Source organism: Streptomyces sp. NPDC050528, from assembly GCF_044457795.1.
GTDB lineage: Bacteria > Actinomycetota > Actinomycetes > Streptomycetales > Streptomycetaceae > Streptomyces.
The window spans coordinates 621,293-635,932 of sequence record NZ_JBITHH010000004.1; the positions used below are offsets into that span (position 1 = coordinate 621,293).

Consider the following 14,640-nt stretch of genomic DNA (forward strand, 5'->3'; position numbering starts at 1 on the left):
GACTGCCTTACTGCCTTTCGGTGGGGGCCTGTTGGGGGTCCAGGACGGCTACGCCCATCCCGGTGAGCCACTCGGGCATCGGTTCGTACGCCAGCCTGCGGCCGGGCACGTGGTCGAGTACGGCCGACATCAGCAGCCAAGTGCGCAGCTCCTGCGCCCCGTTGCCGGCGACCTTCTCCAACTCCTCGGTGCTGTACGCCGTGATCCGTCGGACCTCGCCCTGCTCGACTAGGGACAGGAAGTCGTCGTCGAACTCCGGGTTGAGCGCGGCCTCTGCGGCGCGGATGATCTCGCGGCGCCGGACGTCGTAGTCCTGCCAGTTCTCCCGGCCGTTCAGCCAGGCGCCGACCATGAACTCCTCGTCGTCGCCGTGTGGTTCGCGCCAGTCCGGCCAGGGCAGCCGGTGCGAGAGACCGCCCGAGCCGACCACCGCGACACGGCGGTCGCCGGGGAAGGCGAGGACGGCGTCCCGGATCGCGCGGCCCAGCTCCTCGCAGCGGGTGAGGGTGGGCAGGGGCGGGGCGAAGACGTTCACGACGATCGGCACGATCTCCACGTCCAGGCCCTCGAAGAGGTACTGGATGGCGTGCGACTGACCGTGGTCGATCTGAAGCCTGGCCGAGAACGCCGGGTCGAAACCGCCGCTCTCCACAAGGGAGTTGGCGATGTGCCGGGCCAGCGGGACGTCCACCGGCTGCGGGCCCTTCGGGGTACCCGACTCACCGCTGGCGATGCACTCGCCGACCCCGATCGTGAAGCTCGGGATCAGGTCCAGCCAGAAGCCCCGGAAGTGGTTGGAGCCGATCAGGATCACCGTGTCGGGGCGGGCCGCGAGGAGCGCCTCCCGGGCTTCCGCGAGCGCGTCGCGGAACCGCTCGGCCCGGTCCTTGTGGAAGGTCTCCTCCCAGTGGGTGTTCATCAGCGTGCTGTGCGAGGCGCCCACGCCCAGGACGATCTCGGTCATGCTGCTGTCCCTTCGACCTCGGCGCGGGAGCGCGTGACGGTGTCGACCGCCGTACGGATCAGATGGCGCGTGAGCTTCTCCATCGCCCGCACGGAGACGGTGTTCATGCCGCGCGCGAAGTCGATGTCGAACAGCGAGTCCGTGACCTTCGGCATGCCGACCCGCACGGTCGGGATCCCGCGCCCGCGCAGGATGTTGGCGTCGGTGGCCCCGCTGTTGCCCCGGATCACCTCGTGCTCGCGCCCCTCGAACGCGGCCCAACTCGCCGTCGCGCTACGGCAGATCCAGCTCTCCGGGTCGGTGCGGGTGCTGGGGATGGACAGGACCATGTCGGCGGAGACGTCGATGCCCGGGTTCTTCTCGCGCAGGGCGTCGAGGGCGCTCATGAACTCCCGCTTGGCCTGCATCGGGGTCGTCTCCGGGGCGATGCGCAGGTCCACCATGAGGGTGCAGGACGCCGGTGTCACCGCCGCCATCCGGGGCCAACCTCCTTGTATCGAGGAGACGATGCCCTGCGGTGCGACCGTGCCGCTCGTGTGCCGGTCGGCGTACTCGACGAACCACTCCTCCAGATGCCGGGCGACCTCGCCGGCGCGGGCGACGGCGTTGTCGTAGGGGAGGCGGTGGCGGGAGCCGACGTAGGTGTGGGTGCCGTGCACCGTCACCCTGAACCAGACCAGGCCGACCTCGTCCCAGGAGACCGTCCAGCCGGGCTTGGCGATGAGGGCGTAGTCGGTCCACACGCCCTGTTCCAGGAGGAACGAACAGCCCGCGCCCTGGCCGGTGTTGAGGCGGACGCTGCCGGGGCGGGCGTTGGTGGGCATGCCGCCCGCGCCGAACGCCGCGACCAGGTCGCCGGTGAGGGGGACGCCGGCCAGGGCGATCGCCTCGGCCGCCATCATCACGCAGGCCGCGTGGCCCTTCGGGTTGGAGGCGCCGAGGCCGACGACGAGGTCGTCGTGGACCGTGGCCCGCGGACGCATGTCGTCCCGCAACTCCGGCCCGATCCACGGGAGATCCTCGCTCTCCTCGCCCACCGTCAGGGTGTCGATCGGTGCGTAGAGCATGAGATCGGGGCCGGTGCCGTCGCCGGACAGCCGGGCCCAGGCGTTGGCCTGCCGGTCGTCCAGCGGCTGGACCTGACCACGGCAGCCGGCGGCCGTGAGGGTCGCGGCGATGTGCTCGGCGAGAGGGCGCTCGTCGCCGGTGGGGCTCGGGATGTCGACGAGCCCGGTGATCAGTTCGCGCAGCCGGTCGCCGGAGACCTGCCGCCAGGCGTCCTCGACCCAGCCGCGCCGACGGTCGTCGAGACCGGTCAACTCGCTTGCCGTGGTCACTGGTTGATCCTGTGGACCTGGGTCATGGTGGTGCGCTCGAAGCGCTTCTTGGCGAGCGGGAGCCCGAGGGCGATACCGGCTCCGATCAGCAGGGTGAGCAGGGTGAGCAGGGTGCGGCCCATGGTCATGCCTTCTTCTCGTCGGAAACGGTGCCGGTGTCGGTGCCGGCGAGTTTCTTGCCGTACTCCTCCTCGCTGAGGTTCCGCCAGGCGGTCAGCGAGATGTCGGGGCGGTAGAGCTTCTCCGGGGGCGCGTCGGTGATGTCGACCATCCACGCGTCCTGGCCGGAGAACTGGCCGTGGAACAACCACCGGATCGCACCGAGGTACTTGGCGTAGAAACGCAGGGTGTCCCAGCCCTCGGTGAAGTTGACCATCACGCCGACATAGCGGTGGTTGTCCTCGTCGACGGGGACGTAGAACTCGTAGTGGATGAAGTTCGGGTACGCGATGCGCAGCACGCCCGGCATCGACAGGGACGCGAAGCCGGGGAACTCCTGGGCCTCGATCGTCGGGTTCACCTTGTCGGGCTTGCCCGTGTTGCCGATGTTGAAGGTCTCCTTCGGCGGCCGGGTCTTCCACCAGCGTTTGTTGGTCCAGCGGCCGACGCCGGGGAAGTCCGCCTCCCAGTACACCTCGTCCTGGACCCGGTAGATCCAGCGGCCCTTGGGGACGACGCGGGTGATGTTCCAGGTCGGCATCGGCTTGAAAAGGCGCCAAAGTGCCGTGCGGTGAAGGTACTTGGCGTGTCCCTCGTCGAAGCCGTTCTCGCAGGCGAAGCGCCAGTTGCCGCTGCGCGGGTCGATCCGGCCGCCCATCACGAAGGCGTTCTCGACGAGTTCCTCGGGCAACTGCGAGTCGATGGAGTGCGGTTCCTCGTCGGCGAGGGGGATGTACACCCACACCATGCCGAGGCGCTCCTCCACCGGGTACGTCCGCACCGAGACCTTGCCGGTCAGCCGGCAGCCGGGCCCGTCGGTGATGACCGCGGCGAGCTTGCCGGTCGGCAGGTCGAAGGTCCAGCCGTGGTACGGGCAGCTGATCGTGCCCGGGAACTGCTGGTCACCCTCGGAGAGCGGGACGCCGCGGTGCGGGCAGCGGTTGTGCAGCGCGTAGGCTGTGCCGCCGTCGCGGATCAGGGTGATCTTCTCGCCGCAGATCGTGAACGGGAGCGGGTCGCCCGTGATCTGGCTCGACCAGGTCACCGGGTACCAGTAGCCGCGGAAGCCCGCGCCCGCCGCGTCGTAGTGCGGCCACGACTTCCAGTCCTGGCGGCCGGGCTCACCCGTGGGTCTGCGGCGGCTCCGGACCGGTGGCTGGGTGTCGGGAGAGTCGTCGACCGTCATCGTGCGCGTCCTCCTGCTGCCGGGATGCCTGTCCGGCGAGCATGCGACGGACCGCCGGATCCGCCCAAGGGACCCGTCCCGCTGAGCAGACCGCACCCCGCGGACGTGCCGGGAGACCGGGTCTCACCTGCGCGTCCCGGTCAGCGGACCCTCGTCGATGCGTGGAGGCCACCCGCCGTTCTACGGTGCGCCAAATCCCGTGCCGCCCCCCACCGACCAGCCGAAGCCGGCGGTCTCCCATCGACCTCTGAGGTACTCATGGAGACACGGTCCACGACACGCCACCCCCTCGCAGGCCCCACCGCCCTCGCCGTCGCACTCCTCACCCTCACCGCGTGCGGCGCGGGCACCACCGACTCGGCCGCGGGCTCCGGCTCCGGCAAGAACGCCGCGGGCCCCACCATCCGTATCGGCGTCGGCATCGACGCCTCGTACGCGCCCTTCTTCCTCGCCGACGCGAAAGGCCTCTGGGCCAAGCACGGAGTGAACGTCCAGCTGGTCCAGTTCGGGCAGGGCAGCGAGGGCGTCAACAACCTCGTCGCCGGCCAGGTCCAGCTGTCCGGCAACTCCGACACCACCACGATCAGCATGCTGCCCCAGGACCCGGACCTGCGTTCCCTGTTGGTCTACGAGCAGTCCGGCAAGTACCTCAAGGTCGTCCTCGGCCCGAAGGTCAAGTCCCCTTCGCAGATACGGAAGATGGCCGTGGCGCCCGGACTCTCCGAGCTCGCGGCCACCCGCTTCCTGGAGTCGAAGAACATCGACCCGAAGTCGGTCAAGTTCATCACCGCCGACCCGCCCGAGATCCCGGCCCTGATGCAGAAGGGCGACGTCGACGCGTACGTCCTGTGGGAACCCTGGCCCACGAAGGGCGTCGCGCAGGGCGGCCACATCCTGGAGAACACCGGTGCCTACGGCCTGAGTTACTCCCAGTGGCTGCTCACCAGCGCGGCCTGGCTGAAGGCCAATCCCGACACCGCCACCAAGGTCGCGCAGACCCTGGAGGAGGCGGCCCGGCTCACCGAGAGCGACCCGAAAGCCGCGGCCGACGCGACCGAGAAGGCCGTGAAGGTACCGGCCGCCCAGACCCTGACCGCCATCAAGGAAATCGACTTCGGGACCCGCGACTTCACCGACACGGACCTCAAGGGGTACGCGGACACGGCCAAGTTCTTCGTCGACACCGGCAAGGTCAAGGCCCAGCCCGATGTCACGACGGCGGTCCAACGCGGTTGGTTCACCCAGCACTTGAAGGGAACGTCATGACGGAGGTCGTGGACACCGCCCTGCCGAAGGTCCGTGGCGCCGCCCTGTGCGCGGACGGCGTCGGCATCCGCTTCGACTCCTTCCAGGCCGTCCGGGACATCTCCCTCGACATAGCCGCCGGCGAGTTCCTGTGCCTGCTCGGCCCGAGCGGCTGCGGCAAGTCAACCCTGCTGTCGGCCATGGCCGGCTTCGTGACCGTGGACGAGGGCAGCCTCAGCGTCGGCGGGACCCGGATCACCGGCCCCGACCCGGAGTTGGGCATGGTCTTCCAGAGCAGCGAGGCCCTCTTCGACTGGATGACGGTCCGTCAGAACGTGGCCTACGGCCCGCGCATGCGCGGCGCCTCACGCGCCGAACAGGCGAAACTGGCCGACGAATACCTCGGCCTGGTCGGCCTACGCCACTGCGCGGACCGCTTCCCGGGCCAACTCAGTGGCGGCATGCGTCAACGCGTCCAGATCGCCCGGGTGTTGGCGAACGAACCCGGCGTAGTCCTGATGGACGAACCCTTCGGCGCACTCGACGCACAGACCCGGCAAGTCATGCAGGAGGAGACCGACCGCATCTGGCGTGCCTCGGGCTGCACCGTCGTCTTCGTCACCCACGACATCGACGAGGCGATCCTGCTCGCCGACCGCATCGCCGTGATGACGGCGGGCCCGGCGGCCTCGGTGAAGTGCGTCTACCCCGTCGACCTGCCCAGGCCGCGCGACGAGGACGACCCGGCCGCCGTCGAACTCCGCCGCCAACTCCGGGCGGACATCGGCGAAGAGGTCCGCAAGTCCCTGCGCGACCAGGGCCTCGACGCCCCGTCGCCCGACACCGAGGAGGACGCCCGATGACCGTCGCGACGGCCGCCGCCACAGGAAGCGCGGAGACCAGGAAACACCCGGCCCGGGCGACCGCGGGCCGCCTGCGCGCACTCGGCATGTACACCCTGTCCGTCCTCATCGGCCTCGCCGTCTGGCAACTGCTGGCGACGGCCTACGGCTCCTCGCTGGTCGCCTCGCCGGGCGAAACCCTCAGCGCGGCACGGCAGTTGGCGTCGGACGGCACGCTGACCAACTCGATCATCGCCTCCAGCCGCCGCATCCTGATCGGCTGGGGACTCGGCGTCCTCGTCGGCGCACCGGTGGGCCTGCTCGTCGGACAGGTCCCGGTCGTACGCCAACTCCTGGAGCCCTACATCGAGTTCTTCCGCTTCATCCCGCCGGTCGCCTTCGTGACCCTGGCGGTCGTGTGGCTCGGCATCGGCGAGTCGTCGAAGGTCGTCCTGATCTTCTACACGGCCGTCTTCATCGTCACGGTCAACACCAGCGCCGGTGTCATGGCGGTGAGCGAGTCCAAGCTGCGCGCGGCCCGGAACCTGGGCGCGAACCGCCGCCAGATCCTCCAGAGCATCGTGCTGCCCTCGACCGTGCCGCACATCGTCACCGGCGCCCGCCTCGCCATGGGCAACAGCTTCCTGACCATCGTCTCCGCCGAGATCGTCGCCTCCCAGGTCGGTCTCGGCTCGCTGATCTGGACCTCCCGCAACTACGGGCGGATCGACTGGGTCTTCGTCGGCATCATCACCCTGGGAATCCTCGGGTTCGTCTTCGACCGCGTCCTGCGGATCGTCGCGTCCCGCGTACTGCGTCGATACGGAGTCAAGTTGTGACGACCGCCAAGTCCCGCGCCCTGGTCCTGGAGAGCTTCGGCTCGCTGCCCCGCCTGGTGGAGCGGCCGGTGCCGGAACCCCGCCCCGGCCACACCCTCGTACGGATGCGGGCGGCCCAGGTCGGTCACCTCGATCTGAACGTCGTGGACGGCAAGTTCGGCATCCTCCCCGACCTGCCGGCCGTACCGGGCACCACGGGCTGCGGGGTCGTCCTCGCCTCGGACACCCACCCCGAGGGCGCCCTGGTCCGGCTCGGCGGCAAGGCCCTCGGCCTGCGCCGCGACGGCTGCTGGGCGGAGCACGCGCTGGTGCCGGACGCCGCCGCGGAAGCGGTCGCGGAGGGCACGGACCCTGCGCTGGCGTGCAGTTGGTTCTCGCCGGCGGGCACGGCGTGGGCGGCGGTGCACGCGGTCGCGCAAGTCCAGCCGGGGGAGCGGGTGTTGGTGACCGGCGCGGCGGGCGCGGTCGGCGCGATGACCGTACAGGTCGCCGCGCGGGCGGGCGCCGAGGTGATCGGCGTGGTCGGTCGCTCGGCCAAGCTCGCCCACGTCCCGGCCCCCGCGAAGTCCGTCCTCGCCTCCGACCTGTCCGCCGAGTCGGTGGGCGGCCCGGTCGACGTGGTCGTCGACACGGTCGGCGGCCCGGTCCTGCGTGACGCGCTCCCGCTCGTCCGTCCGCGCGGCCGGGTCGCGCTCGTCGGCTACACCGCCGGACGCGAACTCACCGTCGACCTCGCGGACTTCCTGCTCGCCGATGTGTCCCTGCTGCCGGTGAATCTGATGACGCGGGGCAAGGAGGTCGCGGCCGATGCGGAGGGGCTGTTGGCCGAACTGCGGTCCGGGGAGCTGACGTTGGAGATCGAGAGGCATGGCATCGACGCGTTCGCCGAGGCGGCGGAGCGGCTGCGGAGTGGGGAGGCGGTGGGGAAGGTGGTGCTGGAACTGGGGTGAAGTGCCTGACGAACGCCGACAAGGGCGCCGCCCGCCCGGACCCGGCCCCCGCTACTCCCCGTGCGGGCGCAGCTGATGCTCGTACGCGAAGATCACGACCTGCACCCGGTCGCGGAGCCGCAGTTTCGTGAGGATGCGGGTGATGTGGGTCTTGACGGTGGCCTCGGTGAGGAAGAGGCGCTCCGCGATCTCGGCGTTCGAGAGGCCGGCGGCGATGAGGTGGAACACGTCCTTCTCGCGGGGCGTCAGTAGGGCGAAGAGGGCGCCCGCGTCGTCGGCGTGGGGCCAGGGGGCGATCTGGGCGAAGCGGTCGACGAGACCTCGGGTGATGCGCGGGGTGAGGACGGCGTCGCCGGAGGCCACGGACCGGATCGCCGCCCGCAGCACGGTCGGGACGACGTCCTTGAGGAGGAATCCGCAGGCTCCCGCGCGGAGGCCCTCGAAGGCGTATTCGTCGAGGTCGAAGGTGGTGAGGATCAGAACGCGTGAGGCTGTCGCGGCGGTGATGCGCCGGGTCGCCTCGATGCCGTCCATGACCGGCATGCGTACGTCCATGAGCACCACGTCCGGCAGTGTGCGCCGCGCGAGGTCGACCGCCTCCTGCCCGTCGGCGGCTTCGCCGAGGACGGTGATGTCCGGCATCGTGTCGAGCAGGCTGCGGAAGGCCATGCGGACGAGTGCCTGGTCGTCGGCGAGGAGGACCGAGATCGTCATCGCGGTTCTCCCAGCTTCAGTTCACCCGACACGACCCATCCGGACGGGGTGGGCCCCGCCCGGAGGTCACCGTCGAACATCGCGACCCGTTCCCGTATCCCGGTCAGTCCGTTGCCGGCCTTTCCCTCCGCCCCGGTGTCGGACCCGGGGGACGCCTTACCGTCGTCGGTGACGCTGAAGCCGACCAGGTCACCGTCGCGGAGCAGGACGACATCCACCCTTGACGCGTCCCGGGCGTGCTTGACGACGTTCGTGAGTGACTCCTGGAGGATCCGGTAGAGCGTCGTCTGCGCCTCCGCGCTCAGGGTCGTGCGGTCGCCGGTCTCGGTCAGCCGGACGTCCAGGCCGGTGCCGCGGGTCTCGTCCACCAGGGCATCGAGCGAGCCGAGGTCGGGCTGCGGGGCACGGTCGCCACCGTCCTCGGCCCGCAGGACGCCGAGGAGCCGACGCATTCCGGCGAGGGACTGCCGGCCGGTCGACGCGGCCAGGAGCATCTTTCCCCGGGCGCCCTCCGGATCGGTCGCCGTGGTCGCCGCCGCTGCCTCGGAGAGGGCTACGACGACCACCAGTCCGTGGGCCACGATGTCGTGCATCTCCCGCGCGATCCGGGTGCGTTCGGCCGCTGCCGCGAGCTGCGCCTGCTGGGCGCGTTCCTGTTCGAGCCGCTGCGCGCGGTCCTCGATGGAGGCGAGGTAGCGGCGCTGGGCGCGCACGGTGGTGCCGAGGAAGAACGCCGCCGCGGCCAGTCCGCTGAGGATGACGAAGGCGTCGTTGACGCTCGCGGCCGGAGCGAACCGTACCGCCACCAGCACGACGCCGAGCTCGACGGCCGTCGCGGCACCGAGCGAGTGCCGCAGACCGCGGTGGGCGGCCACGGTGTAGAGGGCGACGAGCACCGCGAACTCGGAGAACGAGACCGTGCCGAGCGTCCAGGTCGCCATCGCTGCGGCCCAGCAGAACCAGAACACGGCGACGGGAGCCCGGCGGCGCAGCAGGAGGGGACAGATCACCGCGGCCGCGAGCACCCAGTCCAGCACCCCGGACCGGTTGTAGAGCAACTCGTGCGACGCGGCGACAGCGCACAGGACGGGCGGCCCGAGGAGCAGGACGAGGGACAGGGACGGGCGGTCCCGGGACGGTCGGTGCGCCGGTCGGAGGTGCTTCACCCCGCCGACAGTACGGAAGGGCGGTCCCGGCGGCATCAATCGAAGGTCTTACATCCGCCGGAAAGTGGCCACCATTGTCGGATGTGCCGCTCCCGGGGCCGCTTTTAGCGTCACGGCATGAGAACACGACCAGCGACCATGGCCATGAAAGTGCCGGAGATCACCCTCATCTTCTGGATCGCGAAACTGTGCACCACCGGGTTCGGCGAGTCCTTCTCGGACTACGTCTTCTTCAACGACTACATCGGACAGCATGCCGCGATGCTGATGGGGCTGGGCCTGCTCCTCATATGCCTGGCCGTGCAGATGAGCACCACGAAATACGTCCCGTGGGTGTATTGGCTCGCGGTGACGGCGGTGAGCATATTCGGGACGATGTCGGCGGACTTCCTGAACAAGGATCTGGGGATGCCGCTCTACGCCTCCACTCTGATGCTGGTGGCCGTCCAGATCGGCGTCTTCGCCGCCTGGTACGCGACACAGCGCACCCTGGACGTGCACAGCATCGACAACCGTCTGCGGGAGCTGTTCTACTGGCTGACCGTTCTGTGCACCTTCGCTCTGGGAACAGCCGCGGGTGATTTCGCGGCCGTGACCCTGGGACTCGGCACGTTGGCCTCGTCCTTCGTCTTCTTCGGAATCATTCTGATTCCGGCGGTCGGATATCGCTGGTTCCGTCTCAACGAGGTCCTGGCTTTCTGGTTCGCCTACACCATCACCCGTCCCCTGGGTGCCTCCGTCGCGGACTGGCTTTCCGTACCCGCCCCTTATGGGGACGGACTGCAATTGAGTACGGGACCGATCAGCCTGGTCCTCGGGATTCTCCTCGCGGGAGTCATCACGGTGATCGCATCACGACACCGCCGGTCCGATCCCCCGAAAGCGGCACCCCCGAACAGCGTGGAAGGCGTTCAGGAAACGTTCAGGAACTGACCGACCGGACCGCGGACCGCAGGGCCCCGGCTGCCCGGCCGGCGCTGCGGCCGTCCGGTCCAGGACGGTGAATTCCCGTCCCGGGTAAACGAGTTGGGCGCTCACGGCTGTATCAGGGTGTCACTGCTCCGATCCTGTGGAAGGGACCCTGAGATGGTTGTCGAACCTGTGGTGGTGGTCGTGGTGCCGGCCTGTACTCAGTTGGTGTACGCGCTGGCGGTGCTGTGGACGCAGCCGGTGCGGGACCGCGCGTGGGCGCACGCGCTGGCCGCGGTCGTGCGGGCGGCCGGGCCCGGCGGCACGGTCGAGGTCACGCGCGCCGACGGCCGGACGCTGATCGCCCGTCCGGCGTCGTCGACGGCCGCCGAGCCGGTCGGGGCTGACCACCGGTGAGCGCGGAACAGGCCCTGGGGCAAAGGGACTTCGAGACCTTCTTCACCTGCGCGTACGGACGTGTCCTGGCACAGGTGATCATGCTCTGCGGCAGTCGCGAGGACGCCGAGGACGTCACCCAGGAGGCGTTCCTGGAGGCCTACCGGTCCTGGGACCGCATCGCGGAGTACGACCTGCCCGAGGCGTGGGCGTACCGGGTCGCGGTCCAGCGACTGTGGAAGACACAGCGCAGGCGCAGAACGGGCCAGGACCGGCTGCCGGACGTGCCGGTGCCGGTCCGGGCGAGCCCCGAACAGAGCGCGGAGGCGCGCGAGGTGCTGCGGTTGCTGGCCGCCCTGCCGCCGCGGCAGCGGGTCACCATGGTGCTGTTCTGTCTGCACGGCTGGTCCCAGAGCGAGATCGCCAAGACGCTGCGGATGACGCGCGGCGGCGTCGCCGCGAACATCTCCAAGGCGCGCCGGACGCTCAAGGAGGCACTGGACATGGCCGCGGACGACACGAGCAGGCACGACCCGTTCATGGCCGGCCCGCAGCCGGCCGGTCCCGGACGCGCGGACCCGAGCCGCGTCGGCCTCGGGCGTGACCCCCTCGTCAGGGCCCTGCGCACCACGGAGGCATGGCTGCGGGCGGCCGTCGAGGCGGATGCGGAAGGGCTCGACCGGGCGCGGGCGGCGCTGGCCCGCAGACGAGGAGAGAGCCGGTGACCGCGGTCCTGGGATGGTTACGCGGGCTGTTCGCCGTGGGGATGCTCGCCGGGTTCTACGTCGTGGCGTTCACTCTCCTGGTGGTCGACACGGCACTCGTCGTCCTCACGCTGTGGGTGATGGTCGAAAACCCCTCACAGGCCGGCAACTGGTCGCTCGCCCTCGGCGGCAGTATCCCGGCAGCCTCCGCCCTGCTGTACGGGATAGCCACGGTGAGCCGCACCGAGGCGCCCCCGCCCGACGCGGTTCTCCTGCGCCGCGCCGACGCCCCCGGCCTGTGGCGGCTGGTCGAGGAGCTGGCCGGGCAGTTGCGCACCCGGCCGCCCAGCCGCATCTACCTGACAGCGCAGGCCAACGCGTCGGTGTCGGAGGACGCGCGGCTGCTCGGCTTCGCGGTCGGGGAGCGGACCATGAGCCTGGGCGTGCCGCTGCTCCGCTGGCTGCAGCCCCTGGAGCTGCGGGCCGTGCTCTGCCATGAACTCGGCCACTACGCGGGCCGGCACACCCGGTTCGGCGCGATCACCTACCGGGGGGCCGCGTCGCTGCGTTCCACCCTGTTCCGGCTGCGCATGACCGCACGGTCCGACCAGGGCCGGGTCGGGTACGCCTGGCTGTACCAGGCGGCGATCGGTGCCTACGCCTGGGTGTATCTGCGCTTGTCGCTGGCGGTGCGCCGACGCCAGGAACTGGAGGCGGACGCGGAGGCGGCCTCGATTGTCGGCCCGGAGGCGACCGCCCAGGCGCTGCGCGCCGTCCACGCGCTCGGCGTCACCTGGGCCGGGTTCGAGAGCCGGTATCTACGGCCCGTGCAGCGGCTCGGGTTCGTGCCCGAGGACGTCTTCGAGGCGTTCGCCGCCATGGTGGGCGACCCGCCGGTGCGGACGCGGATGGCCGAACTGCGAGCGCACCCGGTCGAGTTGGGCCGTTCCCCGCTGGACTCCCATCCACCGTTGGCCCGACGGCTGGCCCTGCTCGAAGCGCTGCCCGCCGGGCACCCCGGGACCGTCGTCGAGGACGAGCCGCTGGTCGCCGACCCGTCACCGGTGCCGAGGGTGCAGCGCAAGATGCTCGGCGAGGCCGGACACTCGGCGACGGCACTGCCCCGGGCGGAGTGGGCCGACCTGGCCGCCGAGGCGTTCGCCGTCGAACTCGCGAGCCTCCTGCTCGACGCGGCACGCGACACCCGCACGACCGAGCGCCCCACGCTCGCCACCGTTCTCGATCTGCTGGAACGAGGAGAGGGGACGGGCCTGATCCGCCGTCTCACCGACGCTCCCGAGCCCGAGGAACAGCTCACCGAGGCCCTGTACGCGCTGACCGGGCAGGCACTGGCCGGCGCGGGCCGTGCGCGCTGGATACTCAGCTGGACCCGGGGCTACTTCCTGGACTGCCCTCGCGACCGGCACGGGCACCTGGACGATCTCGTCGCGGCCGCCGCACGCGACCGTACGGCGGTCCCGGCCCTGCGCGGTGAACTCGCGCGCCTCGGCCTGGACATCGAGGCACCGGTCGTCCTGGCCCTGCGTACCGTGGCCGCACCGGCCGGCCGGACAACGGCCCGGCGGAGTACCAGGAGCGCGCCGGACCTGATCACCCAGGAACTCGCGCGGCAACGCACGGTCGCCAAGGTGACCATGGGTGCCTTGGCCGTCGCGATGGTGGTGTGGGGGGTCGCCCTGCTCGGCTCCGACTCCTCCCAGCCCTACCCGCAGACCTACCGACCGGGGCTGGAGCTGCCGACCACGGAGGCCTCGCCGTACGAGCCGTGGTCCCACTCCACCTATCTGCAGCCGGAGCCGAGCTACGCCGCGTCGCTGCCCGCACCGTTCATCACCCGGCCCCTGATCCCGCTCCCGGTGGCCGATCTCCTGCTCGGCATCCATCACGTCGTATCCGGTGACACGCTCTCCGGCATCGCCTGCGAGTACGGCACCACCGTCAAGGACTTGCAGGAACTCAACGACTTGGGGAAGAGCACCGCCCTCGCGGTGGGACAGACCCTGCTGATCCCGGCGCAAGGGCAGAGTTCCGGGAGCAGGGCCGTCGGCTGCCGGTGACCGGAGCGGGTCAGCGACGGCGTCGGCGTCGCTTCGGCGGCGGTTCGTCGACGGGACTCCACCAGGCGAACCGGTCGGCCCGCCGCCACGAAGAGCCCGGATCGTGCGCCGGGAAGAAACCCTCGTGCATCCCCTGGTCACGGACGGGGCCCGAGGGGCCACCCGTGCGAGGGCCGGCACCGGAGGCCCACTCGAAGGGGTCGGCCGCAGGCGCCGGCTCGGCAGTGGTTCCGGGCGCGCTCCGTGGCACAGCCGCGCGGCGGCGGTCGTACGCCGCACGCCGCACGGGGTCGGACAGCACCTCGTAGGCCCGGCGCACGTCCTGGAAGGCTTCCGCGTCGCCGCCACGGTCAGGATGGTGGGTCAGCGCCCTGCGGCGGAACGCGCGCACGATCTCACCTTTGGCGGCATAGGCCGGGACGCCGAGCACCAGATAGAAGTCCGGTTCGTCCGCCGCGCTCACCGCACCGCCACCTCGGCCTGCCGGCAGACCAGCCGCCACGAGGCGCGGTGCGCGGGACCGGACAGACCCGAGCCGTGCCCGGACACGAAGGTCACCCACCGGCGTCCGGCCAGGTAGCACCAGACGTCCAGCTCGTCGTCGTTGCCGGAGTAGAAGCAGTCCCCCCGGTCGAACACATCGCCGTTCACGAACGGCCACTGCAACCGTGACTGCGCCTCCACGGGCAGATTGCCGAGAAACCCGCGTAACCGCGCCGGCAGCGGCAGTTCCTCCTCCAACCCACGTGGCGCGTCGCCCGCCGACAACGCGGGACGACCGGGGCGCGGCCGTCTCGGCTTCCGCACCACCACCGCGTGCCGCAACGACGACGGTACGAAGGGCACGACCGTGAGCAACTGCGCGGGCCCGCCACGGTCGTTGACGGTCGGCGTGGCCACGGCGAGACCCCGCTCACCGAACACCACCGCGTACGGCCGCTCGTCGTCCGCGCGGTGGCAGTACGCCCACCACTCGACGATCGGACCGACCCTGGTGACCATCCGGTCGCGGGCCGCCTCGCTCAGCCGATGCCACCAGTACTCGCGGCCGGGCCGGTCGACGAACCCGAGCGTCGCGGCGTCGTGCACGGGAGCGTCCACGCTCGCGGCGCGTCCCGGAACTGGAAGCGGCCCGGGCCGACGATCCACCG

At 70.7% G+C, this 14,640-nt stretch carries 16 protein-coding genes; 8 read left to right on the forward strand and 8 right to left on the reverse strand.

Annotation, left to right across the window (positions count from 1 at the left end):
* Positions 1 to 7: 7 nt before the first annotated feature.
* Genes ACIBK4_RS17775 through ACIBK4_RS17790 form a run of 4 tightly spaced genes read right to left on the reverse strand, consistent with a single transcriptional unit; the run spans position 8 to position 3,646 of the window.
* Positions 8 to 964 (reverse strand): catechol 1,2-dioxygenase, encoded by a 957-nt coding sequence (locus tag ACIBK4_RS17775; protein WP_398995677.1) that lies wholly within the window; start codon positions 962 to 964, stop codon positions 8 to 10.
* The gene (locus ACIBK4_RS17780; RefSeq protein ID WP_398995678.1) at positions 961 to 2,301 is read right to left on the reverse strand and encodes a M20 family metallopeptidase; all 1,341 of its coding nucleotides are present in this window, start codon (positions 2,299 to 2,301) and stop codon (positions 961 to 963) included. The genes ACIBK4_RS17775 and ACIBK4_RS17780 overlap by 4 nt, the downstream gene beginning before the upstream one ends.
* Positions 2,298 to 2,429, reverse strand: a complete 132-nt coding sequence (locus ACIBK4_RS17785) for a hypothetical protein (protein WP_398995679.1) — start codon at positions 2,427 to 2,429, stop codon at positions 2,298 to 2,300. Before ACIBK4_RS17785 ends, ACIBK4_RS17780 begins: the two co-directional genes overlap by 4 nt.
* Positions 2,426 to 3,646 carry a Rieske 2Fe-2S domain-containing protein gene (locus ACIBK4_RS17790; RefSeq protein WP_398995680.1) on the reverse strand — a complete coding sequence of 407 codons (1,221 nt, stop codon included), beginning with the start codon at positions 3,644 to 3,646 and terminating at the stop codon, positions 2,426 to 2,428. The genes ACIBK4_RS17785 and ACIBK4_RS17790 overlap by 4 nt, the downstream gene beginning before the upstream one ends.
* 258 nt (positions 3,647 to 3,904) lie before the next feature.
* Between ACIBK4_RS17790 and ACIBK4_RS17795 the strand changes: the two genes are divergently transcribed.
* The 4 genes from ACIBK4_RS17795 to ACIBK4_RS17810 are packed head-to-tail and all read left to right on the forward strand — an operon-like array spanning position 3,905 to position 7,522.
* Positions 3,905 to 4,912 carry an ABC transporter substrate-binding protein gene (locus ACIBK4_RS17795; RefSeq protein WP_398995681.1) on the forward strand — a complete coding sequence of 336 codons (1,008 nt, stop codon included), beginning with the start codon at positions 3,905 to 3,907 and terminating at the stop codon, positions 4,910 to 4,912.
* Complete coding sequence (locus ACIBK4_RS17800; protein ID WP_398995682.1) at positions 4,909 to 5,754, forward strand: ABC transporter ATP-binding protein; 846 nt, start codon at positions 4,909 to 4,911, stop codon at positions 5,752 to 5,754. Before ACIBK4_RS17795 ends, ACIBK4_RS17800 begins: the two co-directional genes overlap by 4 nt.
* Positions 5,751 to 6,572, forward strand: coding sequence for an ABC transporter permease (locus ACIBK4_RS17805; RefSeq protein ID WP_398995683.1), 822 nt, complete (start codon positions 5,751 to 5,753; stop codon positions 6,570 to 6,572). The genes ACIBK4_RS17800 and ACIBK4_RS17805 overlap by 4 nt, the downstream gene beginning before the upstream one ends.
* Positions 6,569 to 7,522, forward strand: a complete 954-nt coding sequence (locus tag ACIBK4_RS17810; protein WP_398995684.1) for a zinc-binding alcohol dehydrogenase family protein — start codon at positions 6,569 to 6,571, stop codon at positions 7,520 to 7,522. The genes ACIBK4_RS17805 and ACIBK4_RS17810 overlap by 4 nt, the downstream gene beginning before the upstream one ends.
* Before the next feature lie 51 nt (positions 7,523 to 7,573).
* Here ACIBK4_RS17810 and ACIBK4_RS17815 read toward each other — a convergent pair whose 3' ends face one another.
* Both ACIBK4_RS17815 and ACIBK4_RS17820 read right to left on the reverse strand, forming a co-directional pair.
* Positions 7,574 to 8,236 (reverse strand): response regulator, encoded by a 663-nt coding sequence (locus tag ACIBK4_RS17815; protein WP_398995685.1) that lies wholly within the window; start codon positions 8,234 to 8,236, stop codon positions 7,574 to 7,576.
* The gene (locus ACIBK4_RS17820) at positions 8,233 to 9,402 is read right to left on the reverse strand and encodes a sensor histidine kinase (protein ID WP_398995686.1); all 1,170 of its coding nucleotides are present in this window, start codon (positions 9,400 to 9,402) and stop codon (positions 8,233 to 8,235) included. Before ACIBK4_RS17820 ends, ACIBK4_RS17815 begins: the two co-directional genes overlap by 4 nt.
* A gap of 117 nt (positions 9,403 to 9,519) precedes the next feature.
* Between ACIBK4_RS17820 and ACIBK4_RS17825 the strand changes: the two genes are divergently transcribed.
* The 4 genes from ACIBK4_RS17825 (at position 9,520) to ACIBK4_RS17840 (ending at position 13,489) form a co-directional block, all read left to right on the forward strand.
* A complete protein-coding gene (locus ACIBK4_RS17825) occupies positions 9,520 to 10,335 on the forward strand; it encodes a hypothetical protein (RefSeq protein ID WP_398995687.1) in 816 nt (271 codons plus the stop codon).
* 153 nt (positions 10,336 to 10,488) lie between these two features.
* The gene (locus ACIBK4_RS17830; protein WP_398995688.1) at positions 10,489 to 10,728 is read left to right on the forward strand and encodes a hypothetical protein; all 240 of its coding nucleotides are present in this window, start codon (positions 10,489 to 10,491) and stop codon (positions 10,726 to 10,728) included.
* A complete protein-coding gene (locus tag ACIBK4_RS17835) occupies positions 10,725 to 11,432 on the forward strand; it encodes an RNA polymerase sigma factor (protein ID WP_398995689.1) in 708 nt (235 codons plus the stop codon). The genes ACIBK4_RS17830 and ACIBK4_RS17835 overlap by 4 nt, the downstream gene beginning before the upstream one ends.
* The gene (locus ACIBK4_RS17840; RefSeq protein WP_398995690.1) at positions 11,429 to 13,489 is read left to right on the forward strand and encodes a M48 family metalloprotease; all 2,061 of its coding nucleotides are present in this window, start codon (positions 11,429 to 11,431) and stop codon (positions 13,487 to 13,489) included. Before ACIBK4_RS17835 ends, ACIBK4_RS17840 begins: the two co-directional genes overlap by 4 nt.
* A 10-nt stretch (positions 13,490 to 13,499) precedes the next feature.
* Here the strand turns inward: ACIBK4_RS17840 and ACIBK4_RS17845 are convergent, their stop codons facing one another.
* Both ACIBK4_RS17845 and ACIBK4_RS17850 read right to left on the reverse strand, forming a co-directional pair.
* On the reverse strand, positions 13,500 to 13,952 hold the full coding sequence (locus ACIBK4_RS17845; RefSeq protein ID WP_398995691.1) for a J domain-containing protein: 453 nt from the start codon (positions 13,950 to 13,952) through the stop codon (positions 13,500 to 13,502).
* Entirely contained in the window at positions 13,949 to 14,590 is a 642-nt protein-coding gene (locus ACIBK4_RS17850; protein WP_398995692.1) for a hypothetical protein, read from the reverse strand. Before ACIBK4_RS17850 ends, ACIBK4_RS17845 begins: the two co-directional genes overlap by 4 nt.
* Positions 14,591 to 14,640 lie beyond the last annotated feature (50 nt).